The organism is Vreelandella hamiltonii (assembly GCF_014651795.1).
GTDB lineage: Bacteria > Pseudomonadota > Gammaproteobacteria > Pseudomonadales > Halomonadaceae > Vreelandella > Vreelandella hamiltonii.
This window is the reverse complement of record NZ_BMXO01000009.1, coordinates 40,590-64,300: the sequence shown is the minus strand read 5'-3', so window position 1 is coordinate 64,300 and position 23,711 is coordinate 40,590. Positions and strand designations below refer to the sequence as shown.

23 protein-coding genes are annotated in these 23,711 nt (G+C 61.5%); 13 read left to right on the top strand and 10 right to left on the bottom strand.

Features of this window, described 5'->3' with window-relative positions; all coding sequences use genetic code 11:
* Positions 1–54 precede the first annotated feature (54 nt).
* Positions 55–975, top strand: coding sequence for a ketopantoate reductase family protein (locus IE061_RS10540; protein ID WP_193461578.1), 921 nt, complete (start codon positions 55–57; stop codon positions 973–975).
* Positions 976–1,112: 137 nt separating this feature from the next.
* On the opposite strand, the gene IE061_RS10535 is transcribed toward IE061_RS10540, so the two are convergent.
* The 9 genes from IE061_RS10535 to IE061_RS10495 all read right to left on the bottom strand — a co-directional run bounded on the left by IE061_RS10535 (position 1,113) and on the right by IE061_RS10495 (position 10,316).
* A complete protein-coding gene (locus tag IE061_RS10535; RefSeq protein WP_081137176.1) occupies positions 1,113–1,739 on the bottom strand; it encodes a glutathione S-transferase family protein in 627 nt (208 codons plus the stop codon).
* Positions 1,740–1,945: 206 nt separating this feature from the next.
* The gene (mmsB, locus tag IE061_RS10530; RefSeq protein WP_193461577.1) at positions 1,946–2,845 is read right to left on the bottom strand and encodes a 3-hydroxyisobutyrate dehydrogenase; all 900 of its coding nucleotides are present in this window, start codon (positions 2,843–2,845) and stop codon (positions 1,946–1,948) included.
* Between the two features lie 66 nt (positions 2,846–2,911).
* Entirely contained in the window at positions 2,912–4,027 is a 1,116-nt protein-coding gene (locus IE061_RS10525) for an enoyl-CoA hydratase/isomerase family protein (protein ID WP_193461576.1), read from the bottom strand.
* Between the two features lie 31 nt (positions 4,028–4,058).
* A complete protein-coding gene (locus IE061_RS10520) occupies positions 4,059–5,213 on the bottom strand; it encodes an acyl-CoA dehydrogenase family protein (RefSeq protein ID WP_039177097.1) in 1,155 nt (384 codons plus the stop codon).
* Positions 5,214–5,478: 265 nt separating this feature from the next.
* Positions 5,479–6,480, bottom strand: coding sequence for a branched-chain amino acid ABC transporter permease (locus IE061_RS10515; RefSeq protein ID WP_193461575.1), 1,002 nt, complete (start codon positions 6,478–6,480; stop codon positions 5,479–5,481).
* Between the two features lie 2 nt (positions 6,481–6,482).
* The gene (locus tag IE061_RS10510; protein WP_081137171.1) at positions 6,483–7,370 is read right to left on the bottom strand and encodes a branched-chain amino acid ABC transporter permease; all 888 of its coding nucleotides are present in this window, start codon (positions 7,368–7,370) and stop codon (positions 6,483–6,485) included.
* 65 nt (positions 7,371–7,435) lie between these two features.
* Positions 7,436–8,659: an ABC transporter substrate-binding protein gene (locus tag IE061_RS10505; RefSeq protein ID WP_193461574.1), complete on the bottom strand. Its 1,224-nt coding sequence runs from the start codon at positions 8,657–8,659 to the stop codon at positions 7,436–7,438.
* A 125-nt stretch (positions 8,660–8,784) separates the two neighbouring features.
* Positions 8,785–9,531, bottom strand: coding sequence for an ABC transporter ATP-binding protein (locus IE061_RS10500; RefSeq protein WP_016913615.1), 747 nt, complete (start codon positions 9,529–9,531; stop codon positions 8,785–8,787).
* Entirely contained in the window at positions 9,528–10,316 is a 789-nt protein-coding gene (locus tag IE061_RS10495) for an ABC transporter ATP-binding protein (RefSeq protein ID WP_193461573.1), read from the bottom strand. Before IE061_RS10495 ends, IE061_RS10500 begins: the two co-directional genes overlap by 4 nt.
* Before the next feature lie 311 nt (positions 10,317–10,627).
* On the opposite strand from IE061_RS10495, the gene IE061_RS10490 reads away from it, so the two are divergent.
* The 12 genes from IE061_RS10490 (at position 10,628) to IE061_RS10435 (ending at position 23,428) form a co-directional block, all read left to right on the top strand.
* Entirely contained in the window at positions 10,628–11,032 is a 405-nt protein-coding gene (locus IE061_RS10490; RefSeq protein ID WP_193461572.1) for a MerR family transcriptional regulator, read from the top strand.
* 77 nt (positions 11,033–11,109) lie between these two features.
* The gene (locus IE061_RS10485; RefSeq protein WP_081194056.1) at positions 11,110–12,279 is read left to right on the top strand and encodes an isovaleryl-CoA dehydrogenase; all 1,170 of its coding nucleotides are present in this window, start codon (positions 11,110–11,112) and stop codon (positions 12,277–12,279) included.
* Between the two features lie 22 nt (positions 12,280–12,301).
* Positions 12,302–13,909 carry a carboxyl transferase domain-containing protein gene (locus tag IE061_RS10480; protein WP_081194057.1) on the top strand — a complete coding sequence of 536 codons (1,608 nt, stop codon included), beginning with the start codon at positions 12,302–12,304 and terminating at the stop codon, positions 13,907–13,909.
* A gap of 10 nt (positions 13,910–13,919) precedes the next feature.
* Complete coding sequence (locus IE061_RS10475) at positions 13,920–14,744, top strand: enoyl-CoA hydratase/isomerase family protein (RefSeq protein WP_096923123.1); 825 nt, start codon at positions 13,920–13,922, stop codon at positions 14,742–14,744.
* On the top strand, positions 14,741–16,777 hold the full coding sequence (locus IE061_RS10470; RefSeq protein ID WP_193461571.1) for an acetyl/propionyl/methylcrotonyl-CoA carboxylase subunit alpha: 2,037 nt from the start codon (positions 14,741–14,743) through the stop codon (positions 16,775–16,777). The genes IE061_RS10475 and IE061_RS10470 overlap by 4 nt, the downstream gene beginning before the upstream one ends.
* A gap of 10 nt (positions 16,778–16,787) precedes the next feature.
* On the top strand, positions 16,788–17,705 hold the full coding sequence (locus IE061_RS10465; protein ID WP_193461570.1) for a hydroxymethylglutaryl-CoA lyase: 918 nt from the start codon (positions 16,788–16,790) through the stop codon (positions 17,703–17,705).
* A 74-nt stretch (positions 17,706–17,779) separates the two neighbouring features.
* Positions 17,780–19,492, top strand: coding sequence for an AMP-binding protein (locus IE061_RS10460; protein ID WP_039177131.1), 1,713 nt, complete (start codon positions 17,780–17,782; stop codon positions 19,490–19,492).
* Between the two features lie 5 nt (positions 19,493–19,497).
* Positions 19,498–20,310 (top strand): class I SAM-dependent methyltransferase, encoded by an 813-nt coding sequence (locus IE061_RS10455; RefSeq protein WP_193461569.1) that lies wholly within the window; start codon positions 19,498–19,500, stop codon positions 20,308–20,310.
* Between the two features lie 77 nt (positions 20,311–20,387).
* Positions 20,388–20,954, top strand: a complete 567-nt coding sequence (locus IE061_RS10450) for a hypothetical protein (RefSeq protein WP_193461568.1) — start codon at positions 20,388–20,390, stop codon at positions 20,952–20,954.
* A gap of 115 nt (positions 20,955–21,069) precedes the next feature.
* The gene (locus IE061_RS10445) at positions 21,070–21,339 is read left to right on the top strand and encodes a Trp family transcriptional regulator (RefSeq protein ID WP_039177138.1); all 270 of its coding nucleotides are present in this window, start codon (positions 21,070–21,072) and stop codon (positions 21,337–21,339) included.
* Positions 21,336–22,757, top strand: coding sequence for an anthranilate synthase component I family protein (locus IE061_RS10440; protein WP_081194062.1), 1,422 nt, complete (start codon positions 21,336–21,338; stop codon positions 22,755–22,757). Before IE061_RS10445 ends, IE061_RS10440 begins: the two co-directional genes overlap by 4 nt.
* Positions 22,754–23,428, top strand: coding sequence for an anthranilate synthase component II (locus IE061_RS10435; RefSeq protein ID WP_193461567.1), 675 nt, complete (start codon positions 22,754–22,756; stop codon positions 23,426–23,428). The genes IE061_RS10440 and IE061_RS10435 overlap by 4 nt, the downstream gene beginning before the upstream one ends.
* On the opposite strand, the gene IE061_RS10430 is transcribed toward IE061_RS10435, so the two are convergent.
* Positions 23,406–23,699 carry a DUF1294 domain-containing protein gene (locus IE061_RS10430; RefSeq protein WP_229800729.1) on the bottom strand — a complete coding sequence of 98 codons (294 nt, stop codon included), beginning with the start codon at positions 23,697–23,699 and terminating at the stop codon, positions 23,406–23,408. The two genes, IE061_RS10435 and IE061_RS10430, sit on opposite strands and share 23 nt — an antisense overlap.
* Positions 23,700–23,711: the final 12 nt, after the last annotated feature.

The following is a 23,711-nucleotide window of genomic DNA, read 5'->3' as shown; positions in this document are numbered from 1 at the left end:
CACCCGGTCAGGTTCGCCATGACGCCAACAAGTCCCTGATAAAGACGTATAACGATGAACACCCACTGGATTCTTGGCCCCGGGGCCATTGGCCGCTTGTTGGCACACTCACTGGCACCGCTCGCTGAGGTGGCCGTCATCGGCCGTCGCCCACTGCCTGGGCGGCAAATGCTGACCACCCCGGAAGGCGAAACACGGGTGCAACACTTGCCTTCGTTCACCGCCGAACGATTGGCGCCTAGCGCGGCGGAACCGCCCGCTTTCGTCCACATCACCACCAAAGCGATGGTTGCCGAGGCGGCGCTGGCGAGTGTAGCCAGCGTACTGCCCTCCTCGACTCCCCTGGTGCTATGGCAAAACGGTTTTTATGCCCAGCCGCGCATCAGCCAAACGTGGCACGGCCCGGTACTGTGCGCGACGACCACGCAAGGCGCTTATGTAACCGGCGATGACAGTGTCGTCCACGCTGGTCGCGGGCCTACGTTTGTGGGGGATTTGGACAATCAGCACACAGCATTAGCGACCACCTTGGCAGCACTGCTGAGTAACGCCGGATTTACCGCCACGGCGGTAGGTGATATTCGCAGCCGCCTATGGCAGAAATTAGCGGTGAACGCGGCAATCAACCCGTTGGTAGCCCTGCATGGTGTGCGTAATGGAGCGTTGCGCAGCGATGCCTACTCAGGCCGTGTGATAGCTGTGGTAGAGGAAGTGGCGACGATTCTAGAAAAAGAAGGTATTGCACCGCCAAACGGTGGTGAAGGGAAAGCCGCTTGGCTGGCGTTGGTGTGGCAGGTGGTAGAAAACACCGCAAATAACAAGGCTTCGATGTTGCAGGATGTGGAGGCGAAGCGGCTAACCGAGCGCGGCGCTATTCTTGGGCCGTTGATTGAGAGCGCGAAACGGCATGGGTTGTGGTGTGAAGTGTTGAAGGGGTTGGATCAGGAGCTGGTGTTGCTGGAGGCGGGGTTTTAATTGGGTTTGGGTGGTTTGATCGTCGCGCGCTAAAGCGCCCTCCCACAAACGCACCCAAAGTGAGTGCTGTACCAACGGCCAACAGATTGATTGAGCATGTCGACAGCCGCCCCGGCTGTTGCGCCCCCCCCCTTCCTTCACGTCACGGGAATCATCACGACCTTACGGTACGCGGGGCGTTCGGCGAGCTGCTCTGTCCAGCGCTGTAGATGGGGGTAGGATGGCCAGGCGAGACCGCTGTTGAAGAGGTTGTAGGTGAACGGGGCGATGGCGATATCGGCCAGGCCGAAGTCTTCGCCAGAGAACCAGGGCTGCTGGCTCAACGTGTTATCCAGTTGAGCGAAGAGCTTTTCACAAGTGGCGATGGCGGGATCGAGTGCCTGGCTGTCGCGCTGCTCGGGTGGGGTGCGTACATAGCCCATCAGAATGGTGCGGTGGGCAGGCGTGAGCAGGCTGGTCGACCAGTCCATCCACTTTTCCATGCTTGCCCGCTGGGCGGGTGCCTCGATCCATAACGGATTGGGACCGTACTGCGCCGCCAGATAGCGAAGAATGGTGTTGGACTCCCACAGCAGGCTTTGAGTGGCGTCATCCTTGAGCAGGGGTACCAGGCCACTGGGGTTCATGGCGAGGTATTCCGGCGTGTCGTTTACCCCGTGTTGCAGGCCTGCCATGATCTGCTCGTACGGCAGTTGCAGCTCTTCCAGTGTCCAGAGCACTTTCTTGACGTTGGTGGAGTTGTTGCGGCCCCAAAGTGTAATCATGGCAGTCCTTGTGTTTGGCTCAATCGGTTGTTGAGTATGCCTTGGGTGGGTGTGAGTAGTGAATGGCATACTTACGGGGCAAGGGCTTAGTCAAGGGCTTAGCCAACCGGTCGCGAGCTAAAGCTGCCTCCCACCCCACAATCCCACATATGCCCCACTCACTCCACACTCCAACTCCTCACTATTCACCCCTCACCCCTCACTCCTCACTCCTCACCCTTATCCTGATACAGCTTGAGCAGGCTGGAGAAATCGAGTTTGCCGTTGCCGCCCGCCTTGTGCAAGGTGAACAGCGCTCGGGCGGCGGAGCCCATGGGAATGGCTGCGGCGCTTTGCTGGCTGACATCCATGGCCAGGCCAAGGTCCTTGATCATCAGATCCACCTGGAAGCCGCCCTGATAACCTTTGGAGGCGGGAGCGTTTTCCATGACCCCGGGGTAGGGGTTATAGACGTTGAGCGCCCAGTTGCCGCCGGAACTCTGCTTCATGATTTCCGACAGCACGGCGGGGTCCAGGCCGTTCTTGACGCCCATATTGATGGCTTCACAGGTGCCCGCCATGAGGATTGAGAGCAGCATGTTGTTGCACACCTTGGCCACCTGCCCTGCCCCGTGGTCTCCGGCGTGGAAGATGTTCTTGCCCATGGCCTGCAGCACGGGCTGCGCCTGAGTGAACTGGGCTTCCGAACCGCCCACGATGAAGGTCAGTGTGCCCGCCTGGGCACCGCCCACGCCACCGGAGACTGGCGCATCCACGAAGCCGATGCCCTTTTCAGCGCCAGCGGCGGCGACGTGACGCGCGGTGTCGGCGTCGATGGTCGAGCAGTCGATGACCAGGGCGCCCGCCTTGATGACGTCGAACAGCGGCGCGTCGCCCTCCATGTACAGCCCCCGCACATGCTTGCCCGCCGGCAGCATGGAGATCACGAAATCGGCATCGGCTGCCGCGGCCTGGGCGGTGGCGGCGGTGTCGCAGCCCTGAGCACGGGCGGTTTCCAAGGCCTCGGCGGCCAGGTCGAAGGCCCGCACTTGAAAACCGGCTTTCACGAGATTGGCTGCCATGGGGCCGCCCATATTACCCAGGCCGATGAAGGCTACGCTGGTCATGTTGTTATCCTTGTTGAGATTGGTCAGCAGTCGATTGGATAGCGCTCTCGGAAGAGACAGCACACATTATTGAAGATCCGCCAGAGGGCTGGTCTCCCAGGGGGATGACAGCAACTCTTCCATGAAGCTGGGCGGCACCGAGGCCACGTCCGGGAAACGCCAGCGCGGCTGGCCATCCTTGTCGACCAGTAGTGCACGCACGCCTTCGGGGAACTCCTCATGGCGGCAGCACTGCACGGAAAGCGCCAGCTCGAACTGGAACACTTCGGCCAGCGACATGTGCCGGGCGCGCTTGAGCTGCTCATCGATCAGCCGCAAAGAGACCGGGCTGCCATGGGCCAGGGTGCGCTGGGCTTTACTGAACCACTGGTCGTCGCTGTCGACTCCCAGCACCGCCGCCACCTGCTGCTCGACGGTGTCGTGGTCCATCAGCTCGCGTATCAGTGAAGACGTCTTGTAGACAGGCGCTTCCAGCTCGGCAAACGCCGCCTGAGAAGCCTGCTCCAACTCGCGCAATACGCGGTTGACCACGCCATGGGCGTCGGTTTGCTCCCCTTCTCCCCAGCGGGCTTCCAGCAGCGCCTGGGCCAACGCCTCGCGGTGGTGGCTGGCAATTGCTCGATCTGCCAGACCCAGATGCAGCGCATCGGGGGCATTGATCTGGCCACCGGTCATGGCCAGAAAACGCCCGGTACCATTGGGCAGGCGATTGAGAAACCAGCTGGCCCCCACATCGGGGTACAGGCCAATGGTCACTTCCGGCATGGCCAGTCGCGACGTTTCGGTAACGATACGGTGGCTGCTGGCACTGAGCAGCCCCATGCCACCGCCCATCACGATGCCATGCCCCCAGCAGATAATCGGCTTGGCGAAGGTGTGCATCAGGTAGTCGAGCCGATATTCGCGCTCGAAGAAACGCTCGGGGAAGTCCGGCTCACCATCGCCGGTGATGGCCTTGTAGAGATTGACCACGTCGCCCCCTGCACAGAAGGCTTTTTCGCCTGCGCTGTCCAGCAGAATGGCCACCACACGCTCATCCTCCTGCCACTGGGTCAAGCGGGGCAGCAGCGCGTCGATCATCTCCAGGGTCAGCGCATTCAGCGAACGCTCGGCGTTGAGCGTGATCTCGCCGATCACATGGCCGTCCTGGGTCGTGTGCTCTTCAAACAGTACGCAACTCATTGCCTCTTCCTTATCTGCTCGGGTGCCAAGGCTACAGTTCGGCGGCGCCATCGGCCAGCACGCGTCGGGATATGATCAGCCGCATGATCTCGTTGGTGCCTTCCAGAATGCGGTGCACGCGGGTGTCACGCACGTAGCGCTCCATGGGGTACTCCTTGATGTAGCCATTGCCACCGTAAAGCTGCAAGGCTTCATCGCACACCTTGAACCCTACATCCGTGGCAAACCGCTTGGCCATGGCGCAGTAGGCCGTGGCATCCGGGTGGCCAGCGTCCAGCTTGGCCGCGGCCATGCGCACCAGTTGGCGGGCAGCCACCAGCTCGGTCACCATGTCGGCCAAACGGAACTGCAGGGCCTGGAAATCGGCCAGTCGCTTGCCGAACTGCTTGCGCTCCAGCAGGTATTCACGGGCTTTGTTGAGCGCTTGCTGGGCGGTGCCGATCGAGCAGGTGGCAATATTGATGCGTCCACCGTCCAGCCCCTTCATGGCGATCTTGAAGCCGTCGCCCTCCTTACCCAGCAGGTGGCTGGCAGGCACACGCACGTCTTCGAAGGTAATCATCCGGGTGGGCTGGCTATTCCAGCCCATCTTGTCTTCCTTGCGGCCGTAGCTGATCCCGTCACTCTGGGCATCCACGGCAAAGGCAGACACACCGCCCGCCCCTTCGCCGCCGGTGCGGGCCATCACCACCAGAAAATCGGTGCTGCCTGCCCCGGAAATGAACATCTTGCTGCCATTCAGCACGTAGTGCTCACCGTCGCGCCGGGCGGTGGTCTTGAGCGATGCGGCGTCGGAGCCCGCGTTGGGCTCGGTCAGGCAGTAGGAGCCCAGCAGCTCACCGGTCGCCAATCGCTCGCCCCACTGCTCCACAGCTTCTGGCGTGCCGAAATCCGCCAGCATCCAGGTCACCATATTGTGGATGGTGAGGTATGCCGTAGTGGAGGTACAGCCCATGGAGAGCTGCTCGAAAATAATGCTGGCATCCAGCCGCGAAAGCCCCAGCCCGCCCACACGCTCCGGGGCATACAGGGAGCAGAACCCCAGTTCGCCTGCCTTGCGAATCACGTCCACCGGGAAAAAAGCCTCGGCATCCCATTTGGCGGCGTGGGGCTCCAGCTCGTTCTGGGCAAACCCCCGCGCCATATCGGCAAAGGCAACCTGGTCTTCACTCAGCTCAAAATTCATGGCGGTCTCCGCTGCGGCGAGCCCCTGAACTCAGTCAGAAACTTCGCCGAATATTATCGTTATCGGTCACGTTGACGTTTACGTTAACTTATATTTTTAGGCGGATTTGCGCAACCGAATCCCCCACGACCTTTGGCGTAGAAAGACAACGCTCCCCTCGCCAAAGGTCCACGCACCAGAGGCCAGCGCCCGCACCCACAAAAAAGGGTGCCACGAAGGCACCCAAATCCACAGACAGACGCAGTTTCCCGGCCCTTTCCGGGCGCTACTTGAAATTCTTACGGTATATCTTTGCCAACTCGCCCACGATACCGCTGCGGAAGCTGAGAACACACACCACGAAGATGATACCCAGGATGACGTTGACCCAGTTGCCCAGCGGCGATTGGGCCAGAACATGCTGTAGGCTGACCACCAGACCCGCCCCCATCACCGGCCCGAGCAGAGTGCCCACGCCGCCCAGCAGGGTCATCAGGATCACCTCGCCGGACATGTGCCAGTGAGCATCGGTGAGCGACGCCAGCTGGAACACCACGGTCTTGGTCGCTCCGGCCAGCCCGGCCAGCGCCGCCGACAGGACGAACGCCAGCAGCTTATAGGCATCGACGTTGTAACCCAGCGAAATCGCCCGGGGCTCATTCTCGCGGATGGCCTTGAGCACCTGCCCATAAGGGGAGTGTACGGTGCGCTGCACCAGGGCAAAGCCCAACAGGAACACGGCAAACACGAAGTAGTACATGCTCAGGTTGTTACGCAGGCTGATGAAGCCGAACAAATGCCCCCGTGGCACGCCATGCAGGCCATCTTCTCCCCCGGTAAAGGGGGCCTGCACGAACACGAAGTACACCAGCTGGGCCAGCGCCAGCGTGACCATGGCGAAGTAGATCCCCTGGCGGCGAATGGCCAGCAGCCCGAAGCCCGCGCCGACTAGGGTGGCGGTCAGGGTCCCTGCCAATATGCCCAGCTCCGGGGTCAGGCCCGGATAGCTGGCCAGCAGATACCCGGTCACGTAGCCCCCCGTCGCCAGAAAGGCCGCGTGGCCAAACGAGAGCAGCCCGGCATACCCCAGCAGTAGATTGAAGGCGCAAGCAAACAGGGCAAAGCAGAGGATTTTCATCAAGAACACAGGGTAAGCGACAAAGGGTGCCAACAACCCCACGACGATGAGTGCCAGATAGAACATGTTGCGGCGCAGCCTGGCCCGACGCTGGCGCTCCTGCACGGCGGAGGGCAGCGCGACGGCTGATGAAGTATGCGGCGTTGCCATGGTTAAGCCTCCTTACCGAACAGCCCAGCGGGGCGTAACATGAGCACCAGGATCATGACCAGAAAAATGACCGTATTGGAGGCTTCCGGGTAATACACCTTGGTCAGCCCTTCGATGATTCCCATGCCCAATCCCGTCACGATAGCCCCCAGAATCGACCCCATGCCGCCAATGACCACCACCGCAAACACCACGATCAAAAGATTGGAGCCCATGGTAGGTGAGACAGGGTAAAGCGGTGCAGCCAACACCCCGGCAAAGGCCGCCAGGCCCACGCCAAACCCGTAGGTCAAGGTGATCAACAGCGGTACGTTGACGCCAAACGCCTGCATCAATTGCGAGTTTTCGGTACCTGCCCGCAGGTAGGCACCCAGCCGCGTACGCTCGATCATGAACCAGGTGAACAGACACATGGCCAGCGCCGCCACCAGCACCCAGGCACGGTAGGTGGGCAGGAACATGAAGCCGAGATTGAGCCCACCCTGCAGCACCTCCGGAGTGGCATAACGCGCCCCGGAAACCCCAAAGAAGTTCACCAGAGTGCCTTCAAAAATCAGCGCCAACCCGAACGTCAGCAGCAACCCGTACAGGTGGTCCAGGTGGGCAATGCGACGTAGCAGAAAACGCTCCATCAGCATGCCGAAACCGCCTACCACTACGGGCACCAGCACCAGCGCCAACCAGTAATTGATGCCCAGATAGCGAAAGCCCAGCAGCGCCGCAAAGGCACCCAGCATGTACTGCGCCCCATGGGCAAAGTTGACGATCTTCAGTAGCCCGAAGATAACCGCCAGGCCCAAGCTAAGCAGCGCATAAAAGGCTCCATTCACAAGCCCAAGCGTTAGCTGGCCCATGAAGACGGCCAATGGCACGCCGAATATCATCGTCATGGTGTGATTCTCCTTGTCACCAGGCGGGGGCTGCCCGCCTGGTGCTGTTCAGCGTGACGTGCCGATCAGTTGTTCACCAGCGAACACTGGCTTTCAGAGAGCGGGCGATAGGCTTCTTCGGCGGGAATGGTGCTGAGGATCTCGTACAAGTCCCACTCACCGGTCGACTCTTCCGGCGTTTTCACCTGGGCCAGGTACATGTCGTGAATCATGCGGCCATCTTCACGAATACGGCCATTGCGGGCAAAGAAGTCCTCTACCGGCATCTCGGCCATTTGCGCACGCACGGTCTCCGGGTCATCGGTGCCTGCCGCTTCTACGGCCTTGAGGTAATGCATGGTGCTGGAGTAGATACCGGCCTGAACCATGGTCGGCATGCGACCCACCTGCTCGTAATAGCGCTCGGACCACTCACGCGACTCGTCGTCCATGTCCCAGTACCAGCCAGTAGTCAGCAGCAGCCCTTGGGTGGCTTCCAGGCCCAGCGCGTGCACGTCGTTGAGGAAGATCAGCAGGCCCGCCAGTTGCTGGCCGCTTTGGGTCAGGCCGAACTGGCTCGCCGTTGTGATGGCGTTCACGGTGTCTGCCCCGGCATTCGCCAGACCCACGATCTTGGCACCGGACCCCTGGGCCTGAAGAATGTAGGAGGAGAAGTCGCTGGTGGGGAACGGGTGACGGACACCGCCCACCACTTCACCGCCATTGACGGCCACCACACGAGTCACGTCGCCTTCCAGAGCGTGACCAAAGGCGTAATCAGCGGTCAGCATGAACCAGGTATCGCCCCCCTGCTCCACTACGGCACGCGCCGTACCATTGGCCAGCGGGTAAGTGTCGTAGACCCAGTGAATGTGATTGGGGGTGCAGTGTTCGTTGGTGATACTGGAAGCCGCGGACCCGGACACGATTCCCAAGCCGTTGTTCTCTTCCAGCACGCGGGTCACGGCGATGGTTACCGACGAGGCCACCAGACCGCCCACCATGTCCACGTTGCGCTGATCGATCCACTCGCGCACGGTATTGGCGCCAACGTCCGCGCTATTGCGGTCGTCGGCGCTGAAAATCACGATGGGGGCACCGTTGACGCTGCCACCAAAGTCGGCCACAGCCATCTCCATGGCCGTTTGACCACCCGGACCCGCCAGATCTCGGTAGGTGCCCGACATATCGGCCAGATAGCCAATGCGCACTTCGCCGTCGCTGATCTCGGCCTGGGCGGCAGAGGCCATCATGCTGGCAGTGGCGGCCACGGCAATGCTGGCGGCCAACGTTTTTCTGGTAAAGATCATGTTCGTCTCCTGGCCCTGGGGGCCTTTGTTGTTGTGATGCGGACGCTGTTGTAATGCGGACATTCAATAGTGGTGTTCGAGTGGAGCCTGAGTAGTGCGGTTAAAGGATATGTTGTGTGCGGTGTCTATACCCCCAGCATGCTGTTCAAATGCTCGCGGCGCGAAGGCAGCTGCGCCGCCGTGATCTCTTCGACGATCTGGCCGTGATCCATGACGAAATGGCGGTCGGCCAGCGGCGCGGCAAAACGGAAGTTCTGCTCGACCAGTACGATGGTCATGCCCCGCTCTTTCAGCTGCACCAGCACTTCGCCCAGCTTCTGCACGATGACCGGGGCCAGGCCTTCGGTAATTTCATCGAGCAGCAGCAGCCGCGCACCGGTGCGCAGAATGCGCGCCATGGCCAGCATCTGTTGTTCACCGCCAGAGAGTCGGGTTCCCTGACTCTTGCGCCGCTCGTACAGGTTGGGGAACATGGCATAGATCTCATCCAGGCTCATTCCACCGGAGCGCACCGTGGGCGGCAGCAGCAGGTTTTCGTGCACGTCCAGGCTGGCGAAGATGCCGCGCTCTTCAGGGCAGTAGCCAATACCCAGACGAGGAATATGGTGAGGCTTCATGCGCAGGGTTTCGCTGCCATTGATGACGATGGAGCCGGTGCGGCGCCCCACCATGTTCATGATGGACTTTAGCGTGGTGCTACGCCCTGCACCGTTGCGACCCAGCAGTGTCACCAGCTCGCCCCGCTTGACGTTGAAATTGACCCCATGAAGGATATGCGACTCGCCATAGAAGGCATGCAGGTCCTGCACGCGGAGCATTTCCAGGCTTTGGGTCTCTGCGGCCGGATGTTCGAGGGCTTCTGCGGTCTTCATACGGCGGCCTCCTCACTGGCAGCTTCGCTGCCCATATAGGCTTCACGTACCAGCGGGTTGCGGGAAACGCTGTCGTAGTCGCCTTCCGCCAATACCGCACCTCGGGCCAATACCGTAACGCGGTCACACAAGCGGCTGACCACGCTCAGGTTGTGCTCCACCATCAGCACGGTACGCCCCTGGGAAACGCGCTTGATCAACGCCACGATGCGATCCACGTCTTCGGCACCCATGCCCTGGGTGGGCTCGTCCAGCAGCATCATGCTGGGGTCCAGCGCCAGAGTGGTCGCTACCTCCAGGGCGCGCTTGCGGCCATAGGGCATTTCAACCGTCAATGTATCGGCATACTCGCGCAGCCCCACTTCATCCAGCAAGGCCAGCGCACGATCATTGAGGTGATCCAGCGTTTTTTCGGACTTCCAGAAATGAAACGACGTGCCCAACTGGCGCTGCAGCGCAACGCGTACGTTTTCCAGCGCCGTCATGTGCGCAAACACCGCCGAAATCTGAAACGAGCGCACCAGGCCCAACTGGGCAATGTCATTGGATTTCTTGCTGGTAATCGGCTGGCCACGGTAGAGAATCTCACCGCGCGTTGGAGGGAGGAACTTGGTGAGCAGGTTGAACACCGTGGTTTTGCCAGCACCGTTGGGGCCGATCAGGGCGTGGATATGCCCTTCCTGCACTTGTAGGTTGACGTTATCCACGGCCGTAAAGCCGCGAAATTCTTTGGTCAGCCCTCGCGTTTCGAGCACTGGCCTCTGGGTCACTTCATCTGCACGCATGAGGTAGGACGCCTCTTGTTGTTCTTGTTGAGTGGGAAGCGCGGCGGAGTAACCGACAACGCATCCTTACCTGAACGTAAGCTGTAGGTGCAAACTAGCAACCCAGCACCGGGTATTACAATTACAACTTTGGTCTATGCACCACGATAGCACAGCGCTTGAAAACGCTGAAATCGCTAAATTTCAATAGCTTGCAAATTTTAAACGCTTGCCAACGATAGCCACTCACTACTTTACGTTAACGTAAACTTGTTTTAGCCTCATGGTCAGTGTTCCATAGGGACATCCCCCTATCGACGAGAATAACGATCATGAGCAAAACCTACACGATCAGCGAGTTGGCCAGCGAGTTCGATGTCACCACGCGCAGCATCCGTTTTTATGAAGATCAGGAGCTGCTGCACCCTTCTCGCCGTGGGCAAACACGCATTTACAGCAGTAAGGACCGCGTACGCCTGAAGCTGACCCTGCGCGGCAAACGGCTGGGCTTTTCACTGGCCGAGATTCGCGAACTGTTCGAGCTGTGGGACGAAACCCGCAGCGGTAGCGAAAAGCAGTTGCACCTGATGCTCAGCAAGATCGGCGAACGCAGGGCCGCGCTGGAGCAGCAGATGAAAGACATCACCATGGTGCAACTGGAGTTGGAGAGTGCCGAAATCCGCTGCCGCCAGGCGCTGGAAGAGTTGAACGAGAAGCACCCGACCACTTCCAATTAAGCCGCTCGAATACCGCCAGCAGACACGGCCCATTAACAATTAACAATCAATAAGCAACGACGACAAGGTGATTGAGCATGTTTTCCCACTACACAGAACTGAATTTTGGCCTCGACGATGAGCTGAACATGCTACGCGAACAGGTCAATGCGTTTGCCGCCAGCGAAATCGCGCCCAGAGCCGCCGAGATCGACCGTAACAACGAGTTCCCCAACGACCTGTGGCAGAAGTTTGGTGACATGGGGCTGCTGGGCATTACCGTCCCGGAAGAGGATGGCGGTAGCGGCATGGGCTATCTGGCGCACTGCATTGCCATGGAAGAGATCTCCCGTGCCAGTGCGTCGGTGGCCCTCTCCTATGGCGCGCATTCCAACCTGTGCGTCAACCAATTGAAGATCAACGCCTCCGCCGAGCAGAAAGCCAAATACCTGCCCAAACTGATCAGCGGTGAGCACGTGGGCGCGCTGGCCATGTCGGAGCCGGGTGCCGGTTCCGATGTGGTGTCGATGCAGCTGCGCGCCAAGGAAGATGGCGACCACTACGTGCTCAACGGCAACAAGATGTGGATCACCAACGGCCCCGATGCCGACGTGCTGGTGGTCTACGCCAAGACCGACCCGGAAGCAGGCTCCAAGGGCATCACCGCGTTCATCATCGAGAAAGGCATGCCCGGCTTCACCACCGCCCAGAAGCTCGACAAGTTGGGCATGCGCGGCTCCAACACCTGCGAGCTGGTGTTTCAGGACTGCCGTGTGCCCGCCGAGAACGTGCTGGGCGAGGTAGGCAAGGGCGTGCGGGTATTGATGAGCGGGCTGGATTACGAGCGCACCGTGCTGGCCGCCGGCCCCATCGGCATCATGCAGGCCGCCATGGACGTGGTCATTCCCTATATCCACGAGCGCAAGCAGTTCAACCAATCCATCGGCGAGTTCCAGCTGGTACAGGGCAAAGTGGCCGACATGTACACCACGCTGAATGCTTGCCGCGCTTACCTGTATGCCGTGGCCAGCGCCTGCGACCGGGGCCAGACCTCGCGCAAGGATGCCGCCGGGGTGATTCTGTATTGTGCTGAAAAGGCCACCCAGGTCGCGCTGGACGCCATTCAACTGCTGGGCGGCAATGGCTATATCAACGAATACCCCACCGGCCGCCTGCTGCGCGATGCGAAGCTCTACGAAATTGGCGCCGGTACCAGCGAAATTCGCCGCATGCTGATTGGTCGCGAACTCTTCACCGAAAGCCATTAATCGACTCAGGAAGGTTTGCGCCATGAGCACACTATCGACACAGATCAACCCGCGCAGCGATGTGTTTCAGGCCAACGAGGCCGCCATGCTGGGGGAGGTGAACAAGCTGCGTGAGCTGACCGCGGCCATCGCCCAGGGCGGCGGCGCCAACGCCCGCAGCCGCCACGAAAGCCGTGGCAAGCTGTTCGTACGTGACCGTATCGACCACTTGATCGATGAAGGCTCGCCGTTTCTGGAATTTTCTGCGCTGGCAGCCCATCACGTTTACGACAGCGATGTGCCCGCCGCCGGGGTGGTCACCGGGATTGGCCGGGTATCGGGGGTGGAGTGCGTGATCGTGGCCAACGATGCCACGGTCAAGGGCGGCACCTACTTCCCGCTGACGGTGAAAAAGCACCTGCGCGCCCAGGAAGTGGCTCGCAAGCACCGCCTGCCATGCATCTACCTGGTCGATTCCGGCGGGGCTTTCCTGCCCCGCCAGGACGAGGTCTTCCCCGACCGCGACCACTTCGGCCGCATTTTCTACAACCAGGCCACGCTCTCTGCCGAGGGTATCCCGCAAATCGCGGTGGTCATGGGCTCCTGCACCGCAGGCGGTGCTTATGTGCCCGCCATGGCGGACGAGTCCATCATCGTCAAGGAGCAGGGAACGATCTTTTTGGGCGGCCCACCGCTGGTCAAAGCAGCGACCGGGGAAAACATCAGCGCCGAAGACCTGGGCGGCGCCGATGTGCATACCCGCATCAGCGGCGTGGCCGACCACTACGCCGAAAACGACGCCCATGCGCTGCAGCTGGCACGGGCCTGCGTGTCCCGGCTCAACTGGCAAAAGCGTGGCCAGCTCGCCATGCAACCCCCCAGGCCGCCAAGACTCGACCCCGCAGAGCTGTACGGCATCGTCGGCACCGATCTGAAAAAACCTTACGATGTGCGCGAAGTGATCGGCCGTATCGTCGATGGCTCTGATTTCGATGAGTTCAAGCGCTACTACGGCGACACCCTGGTGACCGGCTTTGCGCATATCCACGGCTACCCGGTGGGTATCGTCGCCAACAACGGCGTGCTGTTTTCGGAAAGCGCCGTGAAAGGCGCGCACTTCATCGAACTGTGTGCCCAGCGCAAGATTCCGCTGGTCTTCCTGCAGAACATCACCGGCTTCATGGTGGGCTCCAAATACGAGCACGAAGGCATCGCCAAGCACGGCGCCAAGCTGGTCACCGCCGTAGCCTGCGCCAACGTACCGAAGTACACCGTGCTGATTGGCGGCAGCTTCGGTGCTGGCAACTACGGCATGTGTGGCCGAGCCTACGACCCCAATCTGCTGTTCATGTGGCCCAATGCGCGTATTTCCGTGATGGGCGGCGAGCAGGCAGCAGGCGTACTTTCCCAGGTGAAGCGCGAGCAGTACGAACGTGAAGGCCGGGAATGGAGCAAGGCAGACGAAGAGGCCTTCAAACAGCCCACCCGCGACCAGTACGAGCACCAGGGCCACCCCTACTACGCCAGCGCGCGCCTGTGGGATGACGGAGTCATCGACCCGCTGCAAACCCGCGACGTGCTGGGTCTCTCGTTGGCCGCCGCCATGAACGCAGAAATCAAAGAGACGCGCTTCGGCGTGTTCCGGATGTAAGGGGCATCACATGGCTTACTCAACCCTGGTTATCGAATCGGGTGTCGCCCGGCTGACCTTGAACCGTCCAGAGGTGCACAACGCCTTTGACGATCGCTTGATCGCCGAACTGAACGGTCATCTGGAGAGCCTGCACGATCTGGCCAGCGCAGGCGACGTGCGCGTAGTGGTCCTCGGCTCCGAGGGCAAGAGCTTTTCGGCCGGTGCGGACCTGAACTGGATGAAGCGCATGGTCGATTACGACCTGGCCGACAACCTGGCCGATTCACGCAAGCTGGCGGCGCTGATGCACGGCCTGGACACGCTGCCCTGCCCCACCCTGTGCCGCGTTCAGGGCGCCGCGTTCGGTGGCGCGGTCGGGCTTGCCGCCTGCTGCGACATCGTCATCGCTTCCGAGAAGGCTCGGTTTTGCCTGTCGGAGGTCAATATCGGCCTGTCACCGGCCGTGATCAGCCCTTACGTCCAGCGCGCCCTTGGCCAACGGCAGATGCGCCGCTACGCGCTGAGCGCCGAAATCATGGATGCCCCTACCGCGCTGCAGCTGGGGCTCGCCCACCAGGTAGTCGAACACGATGCGCTGGATCACGCCATCGATACCATGATCGACACCCTGGCCAAGGGCTCTCCTCAGGCGCAGCGGGCAACCAAAGCCCTGCTGGCCAGCGTGGCCCAGGCCCCGGATTCGGATGCCACCCGCGAGCACACCTGCCAGGTCATCGCCCAGCTGCGGGTCAGTGAAGAAGGCCAGGAGGGCCTGGCCAGCTTTTTCGACAAGCGCCGCCCCGCCTGGACATCCCCCGAAGAACACCAACACGCCGCGGAGCCACGCTCATGACGCCTACCCCGACCCCCTTCGATACCCTGCTGGTAGCCAACCGGGGTGAAATTGCCTGCCGCGTGATGCGCACCGCCCGCCGTCTGGGGCTGAAAACCGTGGCGGTCTACTCGGATGCCGATGCCACCGCCCGCCATGTGCGGGAAGCCGACGAGGCCGTGCGTCTTGGCCCGGCGGCCGCCCGGGAAAGCTACCTGAACATCGAGGCAGTGATCGACGCCGCCCAACGCACCGGCACCGGCGCCATTCACCCCGGTTACGGCTTTCTGTCCGAAAACGGCACTTTCGTCAAAGCGCTGGAACAGGCCGGTATTACCTTCGTTGGCCCGCCCGCTTCCGCCATTGCCGCCATGGGCGACAAATCGGCGGCCAAGGCACGCATGGCCAACGCGGGGGTGCCGCTGGTACCGGGCTACCACGGCGACGATCAGGATGACGCCCTGCTGCGCGCCGAAGCCGACAAGATCGGCTACCCGGTGATGCTGAAAGCCAGCGCAGGCGGCGGCGGCAAGGGCATGCGCGCGGTCGAAAGCGGTGAAGGCTTCAAGGCGGCGCTGGACGGCTGCCGCCGGGAATCGAAAGCCGCCTTTGGCGACGACCGCATGCTGATCGAAAAGTATCTGGTGCAGCCCCGCCATGTAGAGGTACAGGTCTTTTGTGACCGCTACGGCCAAGGCGTGTACCTCTTCGAGCGCGACTGCAGCGTGCAGCGTCGCCACCAGAAAGTCATCGAAGAAGCCCCCGCCCCCGGCATGACGCCCGAGCTGCGCTCTGCCATGGGCGACGCCGCCGTTCGCGCTGCCAAGGAGATCGGCTACGTGGGCGCGGGCACGGTGGAGTTCCTTCTGGACGCCGATGGCTCGTTCTACTTCATGGAGATGAACACCCGCCTGCAGGTGGAGCACCCCGTCACCGAGATGATCACCGGCCAGGATCTGGTGGAGTGGCAATTGAGAGTCGCCATGGGCGAGCCGCTGCCCTGTCGTCAGGACGAGCTGACCATCACCGGTCACAGCTTCGAGGCGAGGCTCTACGCCGAGGACCCGGAGCAGGACTTCTTGCCTGCCACCGGCCTGCTGTCCCGCTTCGAACTGGACACCGAAGGCGCGGGCCTGGCCGCCGACCAGGTGCGCCTGGACAGCGGCGTGGAGAGCGGCGATCGCGTGTCGATGCACTACGACCCCATGCTGGCCAAGCTGATCGTGCACGGTGTCGACCGCGACGCCGCGCTGGCTACCTTGAACCGGGCGCTGGCCGCGCTGGATGTGCAGGGGGTGGTGACCAACCGCGCCTTCCTGCAGCGGCTGGCCAATCACCCCGGCTTCAAGAACGTCGAGCTGGACACGCGCTTCATCGAACGCAACGAAGCGACGCTATTCGCGCCACGCCGCTATACCACGCAGGACTATGCCAGCGCTGCGCTGATCGGGCTGCACCAGCTGGCTCAGGAGTGCGAAAGCGACTCGCCCTGGGACCGCCACGACGGCTTCCGGCTCAATGCCCCGCATACCATCCGCATCACGCTGTGCGACCCCAGCGCGGCGCAAGGCCCGGAGAGTGACAGCCTGGTCGTGGTGGAGGGCAAACGCACGAGCCTGGACGCCCAGTGGCAGCTGACCGTCGGCGAGCACACGCTCAGCGCCAGCCTGCAACCGCTGGCAGGCGATGCGGTGGCGGTGACCCTCGACGGCCATCGCCGTCGCCTGCAGGCCTACCGGGATGGCAATGTCGTCGTGATGGCCGAGCCCAGCGGTGAAACCCGCCTGCTCTGGCAGCGTATCGACGCCATCGACCACGGCCATCAGGAAACCGAGGCGACCCTTACCGCCCCCATGCACGGCACCGTCGTGGCGCTGCTGGTCGAACCCGGCACCACGGTAGAAAAAGGCATGCCCTTGATGGTCATGGAGGCCATGAAAATGGAGCACACCATGACGGCACCGACCCACGGCAGCGTGGCCACGTTCCACTTCCAGGCAGGCGACACGGTCAGCCAGGGTGACGTGCTGCTCGACTTTGCCCCCAGCGAATAGGAGCTTCTCCATGGCACTGCCTACGGCTATCAAGCTGTTTGAAATGGCCCCTCGCGACGGGCTGCAGAACGAACCGGGCACCCTGGTGCCCACTGCCACCAAGATCGCGCTGATCGAGCGCCTGGCAGCGGCCGGCCTGCGGCATATCGAAGCCGCCAGCTTCGTTTCTCCCAAGTGGGTACCGCAGATGGGCGATGCCGCCGAGGTGATGCGCGGCCTCAAGCGCCAGCCCGGCGTGGTGTATTCCGCCCTCACGCCAAACCTGAAGGGGCTGGAAGGCGCTCTGGACGTGGGCGTCGAGGAGGTCGCCGTGTTTGGCGCCGCCTCGGAAGCGTTCTCGCAGAAGAACATCAACTGCTCGATCACCGAGTCGCTGGCACGCTTTGAGCCAGTGCTCGCGCGGGCCAACGAGGCAGGCGTGCGAGTGCGTGGCTACGTCTCCTGCGTGCTGGGGTGCCCCTACGAAGGGGACATCGCCCCGCAGAAAGTCGCCGAGGTGGCGAAAGCGCTCTACGACATGGGCTGTTACGAGATTTCCCTCGGGGACACCATCGGTACCGGCACGCCGCTGGCCGCCAAGCGCATGATCGCAGCCACCGCTCAACACGTGCCCATCGAACGCCTAGCCGCGCACTTCCATGACACTTACGGCATGGCCATCGCCAACCTGTACGCCGTGCTGGAAGAGGGCGTCAGCGTCATCGACGCCGCCACGGCAGGCCTCGGTGGCTGCCCCTATGCAAAGGGCGCCTCCGGCAACGTGGCCATGGAAGACGTGCTGTACCTGCTGCAAGGACTCGGCATCGAGACCGGCATCGACCTGCAAGCGGTGATCGACACCGGCGACTGGATCACGCGGCAGTTGGGCCGCCAGCCCAGCGCCAAAGTGGCGCTGGCCAGAGGGTGCACACAGCGCACTCCCGGCTAGTACGGCCCGGCCCTAATAATTAAAAACGCTTCACTTCCCGTTCAGACAACAAAAAGATTTCGGAGAGACTCACCATGGCATCATCTGCACCGCTTTCCAGCGCCCTGCCCAGCTACACCAGCAGCACCGCCGACAAACCCTTGCTGGGCATGACCATTGGCGACAAATTCGACCAGATTGCCGCCCAATACCCAGACAACGACGCGTTGATCGCACTGCACCAGAACATTCACTGGAGCTACCGAGAACTGCAGCGGGAGGTGAATCGCTGCGCTCGGGCCCTGCTTGCCATGGGGGTCAAGAAAGGCGACCGGGTCGGCATCTGGGCACCCAACTGCAGCGAGTGGACGCTGAGCCAGTTTGCCACCGCCAAGATCGGTGCCATTCTGGTCAACATCAACCCCTCTTACCGGACCCACGAGCTGGAGTACGCGCTCAACCAATCCGGTGCACGCTTTTTGATCACCGCCCACCAGTTCAAGAGCTCCAACTACACCGCCATGCTGTACGAGCTGGCCCCCGAGCTGAACCACTGCGCCGAAGGGGCGCTGAACGCCCATAAGCTGCCGCAGCTGCAGTGCATCATCAACCTCAGCGACGAGAAGCACAGCGGCATGTGGCGCTGGGCCGACTTCATTGGCCAGGCCGACACCGTCAGCCAGACCGAAGTGGACGACCTGCAGGCCACCCTGCAGTTCGACGACCCGATCAACATTCAATACACCTCCGGCACCACGGGGTTTCCCAAGGGGGCCACGCTCTCCCACCACAACATTCTCAACAACGGCTTTTTCGTGGCAGAGAGCATGGGCTTTACCAGCGCCGACCGGCTGGTGATCCCCGTGCCGCTCTACCACTGCTTCGGCATGGTCATGGGCAACCTGGGCTGCATGACCCATGGGGCCGCCATGATCTACCCGGACGAAGGCTTCGACCCCGGTAAAGTCCTGAAAGCCGTCCATGAGCAGAAAGCCACCGCCCTCTACGGTGTACCCACCATGTTCATTGCCGAGCTCGAACACCCCGACTTTGCGTCGACCGACTTTTCCTCGCTGCGTACCGGGATCATGGCTGGCTCCATCTGCCCTGCCGAAATCATGAAGCAGGTCATCGACAAGATGAACATGAAGGGCGTGCAGATTGCCTACGGCATGACCGAGACCAGCCCGGTGTCGACACAGACCGGCGCCAACGACACCATCGACAAGCGCGTTTCCACCGTGGGCCGCACACAACCCCACCTGGAAAGCAAGATCGTCGACCCCGGCAATGGCGGCATTCTGCCCCGTGGTGAAATCGGCGAGCTGTGCACCCGTGGATATAGCGTGATGCTCAAGTACTGGAACAACGACAAAGCCACCGCCGAAGCCATCGACGAGGCAGGCTGGATGCACACCGGCGACCTGGCCACCATGGATGACCAGGGCTACATCCAGATCGTGGGGCGTATCAAGGACATGGTGATTCGCGGCGGTGAAAACGTCTACCCGAAAGAGATCGAAGAGTTTCTGTACGCCCACCCGGCCATTTCCGAAGTCCAGGTCACCGGCGTGCCCGACAAGAAGTATGGCGAAGAGCTGATCGCCTGGGTGAAGCTCAACGCCACCGCGGGCGAGATCACCGGTGAAGACCTGCGCGAATACTGCAAGGGCAAGATCACCCACTTCAAGATCCCACGCTACTTCAAGTTCGTGGATGCGTTCCCCATGACCGTCACCGGCAAGATCCAGAAATTCAAGATGCGCGAAATCTCGATAGAAGAGCTGGGCCTGGACGAGCAGAAGTAGCCGCCATGGCAAAGCCCCTGGCGCATCATTACGATCAGGGGCTGCGCGACCAGGAGATCCTCCAGCAGTTGCGCAGCCATTATCCTGAGGGTCCGACGCTGCACCAGCTCGCGCCACTGGACCAACTGCATATCGGTGGCCTGGCCGCCTCGGCCAGGCTGTTGGCCCTGATCGAGCCGCACAGCCAGGTGCTGGACATCGGTGCCGGGCTGGGCGGGCTGATGCGCCAGGGCGCGGCCATGGGCCTGCACATGACCGGGCTGGATATCACCCACCGCTTCAGCGCGCTCAACCGGGCCATCAGCCAACTCACCCCCACCCCCATGGGCGGAAAATTGCGCTGGGTGACGGGAAATGCCAGCGCTCTGCCGTTTACCGACGCGAGCTTCGATGCGGTGGTGTTTCAACACAGCCTGATGAACATGCCTGACCCGGAAAGCGTACTGGCCCAGTGCCGCCGAGTGCTGCGCCCCGGCGGGCAGCTGGTGATGCACGAAGTGGTAGGCGGCCCGAACCAGGCGGCGCTGCGCTACCCCGTGCCCTGGGCGGAAGGGCCCGAACATTCACACCTGCTCAGCCTGGAAGCACTGACTACCCTGCTGCAACGGCAAGGCTTCACCTTGCAACACCACGAGGATTGGAGCCAGACCGCCCTGGCCTGGCGCCAGCGTCAACGCCAAAAGGAGCAGACCGCCCAGCCTGCGGTCGTCTCGCCCCAGTGGGTATTTGGCGAGCGCTTCCTGACCATGGGCAAGCACCTGCTGGAAAATCTCGCTCAACAGGCAATTAACGTGGTGGAAATCAGCGCCCGTTGCTAACCTGTAACGGTTGGCTCGATAAATGGCGACAATCACGCATAACGACAAGGTCACGATCAAGGACAAGAGGAACGCCAATGAACCGCCTGGCAAGCACCCTGTTCCTGACGCTGGTGAGCGCCGCGCCCTTCGCCACTGCCCTGGCAAATGACGATACGGCACTGCTTGCCTATGCGGCCCCCGACGGTGAGTGGATTCGGCTGGATAACGGCGTGGTGCTGGAAGGCAGCGACCTGAGCAGCCTGGACACCAACACCACCGGCTTTCGGCTGACCGCGGGCTTCAGCCCCGAACGGCTGCCCCGGCTGGATATCGGTGCCGAGATCGCCTATCGCGAAAGTGAAGAAGTCCCCATTACTTCCCAGGTGAACCCGCTGCTCATGGACACCCTGAGCCTGGGTGGCGCCCTGGTGGCAGGCGTGCGCATGGGCGCCATCAGCATTTATGCCAAGTCCGGCTTCACCGAGTGGCGTGGTGAAGCGTACCAGCCCCAGGCCGATGATGGCGGCACGGCGCTACTGCAAGGCTTCGGCGCCACCATGACCATCAACCGGTTGATCAGCCGTTTCGAGTACGAACGTATCGATGCACCCACGCTCAGCCACCTCAATATGCTCAGCGCTTCGCTACACCTGCCGTTTTAATCCCAGTTTTCGATGCTGCCAGCCGAGATGTCTCTTGACCCGGCGTTCATCCGTGTTAATGTACTAGCGTACTAGTACATTAACACGGATTACATCGACCGCTGGTGACTCACTCATGACCCTCTCTCCGTCACATTATCAGACTGAGCTGGTACGCCATCTGGTGGCCATCGAGACCCCCGAGGCCATGGACGCTGCGCTGGCCAGCCTGCTGACACCAGCGGAGTACCAGGAAATCAGCAAGCGCCTGCAGATTTTCAAGCTGCTCAACGAAGGGGTGCCCCACCGCAAGATTGCCGACACCCTCGGGGTCGGTATTGCCACGGTATCCAGGGGCTCTCGCGCACTGAATCAGTCATCTTCATCACGGAACGACCCTTTATGAGCACTCACACTCAGGCCAACACCACTGGCCCAACGCCGTTTACACTGCCTCGTAAACCGCACTACGTGACGCTGGCGGCAGACTGCGACTTCTTCGCCCTGTTTCAGAAAATCGAGCGCCGCTTCGACACCTGCTACATGCTGGAGTCGCTGGGCGAAGATAGCCACATGGCACGCCACTCGATCATTGGCTTCGATCCCGAATATACGCTGTACGCCAATGGCCACACGCTGACCATCGAAAACCGCGACGGTCAGGCCGAGCAGTACACCAGCGAGAACCCCTACGAGCTGCTGCGCAGCCTGATTCCGCAGAACATCATTTCCCGCAAGTACGCCGGCGGCCTCAGCGGCTATCTGGGCTACGACGCCATGCAGTACTTCGAGCCTTCGCTGACGCTGAAAGCCAGCGACGACTTCGATACGTTCCGCTTCGGGCTTTACAAGGATGGCTTGATCCTCGACAAGATGACCGGGGAAGTCACCTACTTCTACTACGACAACAGCCGCTATGATTTTCTGCAGACACTGATCGAAGCAGCAGACGAGCCTGCCGGGGCGCTCAGCATTACCGCACTGGGCGACACCATGAGCAAGGCCCAGCACGCCGAAGCCGTGGCCAAAGTGAAGCAGGACATCATCGACGGCAAGGTGTTCCAGTGTGAAGTGGGATTCAAGAAGCGCTTTCGCATCCAGGGCGATACCCTGGCGCTCTATGACCAGCTGCGCACCATCAACCCCTCACCGCAGATGTATTACGTCAAATTCGGTGAACAGAAGCTGATCGGCGCCAGCCCCGAACTGCTGTTTCGCCTGCGCCAGGGTGAAATGGAAACCTTCCCGCTGGCGGGCACCACGCTCCGTGGCCAGACCCCCCAGGAAGACACGCAGCTGGCCCGCGCACTGCTCAACGACCCGAAAGAGATCGCCGAGCACAACATGATCGTGGACCTGCACCGCAACGACATCGGCCGCGTGGCCCAGTTTGGAACGGTGAAGGTACGCAGCCTGATGGACATCAAGCGGTTCAGCCATGTACAGCACATCTCCAGCGAGATCGTCGGCATCATCGCCGAAGGCGAAGACATGTTCTCCGCCCTGGCCAGCAACTTCCCTGCCGGAACGCTGACCGGCGCTCCCAAGATCGAGGCCATGAAGATCATCGACGACCTGGAAACCGACGGTCGCGGCCCCTATGGCGGCGCAGTGGGTCAGTTTTCCTTCAATGGCGACTGCACCTTCGCCATTCCCATTCGTACGGTGTTCGTCAACGGTGAACGCGCCTACGTGCAAACCTGCGGCGGCAACGTCTATGACAGCAATGCCGAGGATGAGTACGAGGAGATTCGTCGCAAGTTTGCCGGTACCCGCAAGGCGCTAGCCCCCTTTATGAGCACGGAAACGGAGAGCCCCGCATGAAGGTGCTGATCATCGACAACTACGACTCGTTCACCTACAACCTCTACCAGTTCATCGGTGAAATTCTCACTGCCGAAAAGAATCGCGGGGAGCTGCCGCATTTCGAGATCGTGGTGAAGCGGAACAACCATATCGACTTCAAGGCCATCGAGGCCATGGCCCCGGACCGCATCATCATTTCGCCGGGGCCGGGCTCGCCGGACGACCCGCGCTACTTCGGGGTGTGTGCCGAGGTCATCGAAAAACTCGGCAAGACGACGCCACTGCTGGGAGTGTGCCTGGGCATGCAGGGAATCGTGCATGTCTTTGGTGGCAAGGTGGTCAAGGCACCGCTGCCCATGCATGGCAAGATCAGCCCCATTCACCACGATGACCGCTCGGTGTTTCAGGGCGTCCCCGACCAATTGGAAGTGATGCGCTACCACTCCTTGATTGCCGACGCCACCACCCTACCCGAGTGCCTGGAAGTGACCGCCACGGTCGGCGCGCTGACCGCCGAGCATTTTGCCGAGCGCAGCGCCTGGCAGGCCGCAGGCGAGTTCGAGCTGATGGGCGTGAAGCACCGCGACTACCCCATCCACGGCATTCAGTTTCACCCGGAGTCGTTTGCCACCGAAGGCGGCAAGGAACTGATCGCCAACTTCCTGTTCAACTCGGCCAAGGTTGCGTAAGCGCCAGAACAGCCGCCAGACAGGCCAGGTTGAGCACCACCGTGACCCAGAATACTCGCCGAAAAGCGGTTTTCTGGGTCTTGTGGCGCAGCTGCTGCTGAGCGCACCACGCGCCTGGCCAACCCCCTAACAGCGCCAGCCAGTGCAGCGTTTTTTCGCTCACCCGCTGGCGCTTCTTGATCGCCGCCCGCTTGTCCCATGCATAGGTGGCATAAGTCACGACGCTGGCCGCTGCATAGAGCGCCAGCCCGAAAAGCATCCATGAGTTCATGATGGGCCCTGG

Coding starts and splice junctions, on each gene's coding strand:
- IE061_RS10540 (WP_193461578.1), top strand. CDS start 55: ATGAACACCCACTGGATTCTTGGCCCCGGGGCCATTGGCCGCTTGTTG.
- IE061_RS10535 (WP_081137176.1), bottom strand. CDS start 1,739: ATGATTACACTTTGGGGCCGCAACAACTCCACCAACGTCAAGAAAGTG.
- mmsB (WP_193461577.1), bottom strand. CDS start 2,845: ATGACCAGCGTAGCCTTCATCGGCCTGGGTAATATGGGCGGCCCCATG.
- IE061_RS10525 (WP_193461576.1), bottom strand. CDS start 4,027: ATGAGTTGCGTACTGTTTGAAGAGCACACGACCCAGGACGGCCATGTG.
- IE061_RS10520 (WP_039177097.1), bottom strand. CDS start 5,213: ATGAATTTTGAGCTGAGTGAAGACCAGGTTGCCTTTGCCGATATGGCG.
- IE061_RS10515 (WP_193461575.1), bottom strand. CDS start 6,480: ATGGCAACGCCGCATACTTCATCAGCCGTCGCGCTGCCCTCCGCCGTG.
- IE061_RS10510 (WP_081137171.1), bottom strand. CDS start 7,370: ATGACGATGATATTCGGCGTGCCATTGGCCGTCTTCATGGGCCAGCTA.
- IE061_RS10505 (WP_193461574.1), bottom strand. CDS start 8,659: ATGATCTTTACCAGAAAAACGTTGGCCGCCAGCATTGCCGTGGCCGCC.
- IE061_RS10500 (WP_016913615.1), bottom strand. CDS start 9,531: ATGAAGACCGCAGAAGCCCTCGAACATCCGGCCGCAGAGACCCAAAGC.
- IE061_RS10495 (WP_193461573.1), bottom strand. CDS start 10,316: ATGCGTGCAGATGAAGTGACCCAGAGGCCAGTGCTCGAAACGCGAGGG.
- IE061_RS10490 (WP_193461572.1), top strand. CDS start 10,628: ATGAGCAAAACCTACACGATCAGCGAGTTGGCCAGCGAGTTCGATGTC.
- IE061_RS10485 (WP_081194056.1), top strand. CDS start 11,110: ATGTTTTCCCACTACACAGAACTGAATTTTGGCCTCGACGATGAGCTG.
- IE061_RS10480 (WP_081194057.1), top strand. CDS start 12,302: ATGAGCACACTATCGACACAGATCAACCCGCGCAGCGATGTGTTTCAG.
- IE061_RS10475 (WP_096923123.1), top strand. CDS start 13,920: ATGGCTTACTCAACCCTGGTTATCGAATCGGGTGTCGCCCGGCTGACC.
- IE061_RS10470 (WP_193461571.1), top strand. CDS start 14,741: ATGACGCCTACCCCGACCCCCTTCGATACCCTGCTGGTAGCCAACCGG.
- IE061_RS10465 (WP_193461570.1), top strand. CDS start 16,788: ATGGCACTGCCTACGGCTATCAAGCTGTTTGAAATGGCCCCTCGCGAC.
- IE061_RS10460 (WP_039177131.1), top strand. CDS start 17,780: ATGGCATCATCTGCACCGCTTTCCAGCGCCCTGCCCAGCTACACCAGC.
- IE061_RS10455 (WP_193461569.1), top strand. CDS start 19,498: ATGGCAAAGCCCCTGGCGCATCATTACGATCAGGGGCTGCGCGACCAG.
- IE061_RS10450 (WP_193461568.1), top strand. CDS start 20,388: ATGAACCGCCTGGCAAGCACCCTGTTCCTGACGCTGGTGAGCGCCGCG.
- IE061_RS10445 (WP_039177138.1), top strand. CDS start 21,070: ATGACCCTCTCTCCGTCACATTATCAGACTGAGCTGGTACGCCATCTG.
- IE061_RS10440 (WP_081194062.1), top strand. CDS start 21,336: ATGAGCACTCACACTCAGGCCAACACCACTGGCCCAACGCCGTTTACA.
- IE061_RS10435 (WP_193461567.1), top strand. CDS start 22,754: ATGAAGGTGCTGATCATCGACAACTACGACTCGTTCACCTACAACCTC.
- IE061_RS10430 (WP_229800729.1), bottom strand. CDS start 23,699: ATGAACTCATGGATGCTTTTCGGGCTGGCGCTCTATGCAGCGGCCAGC.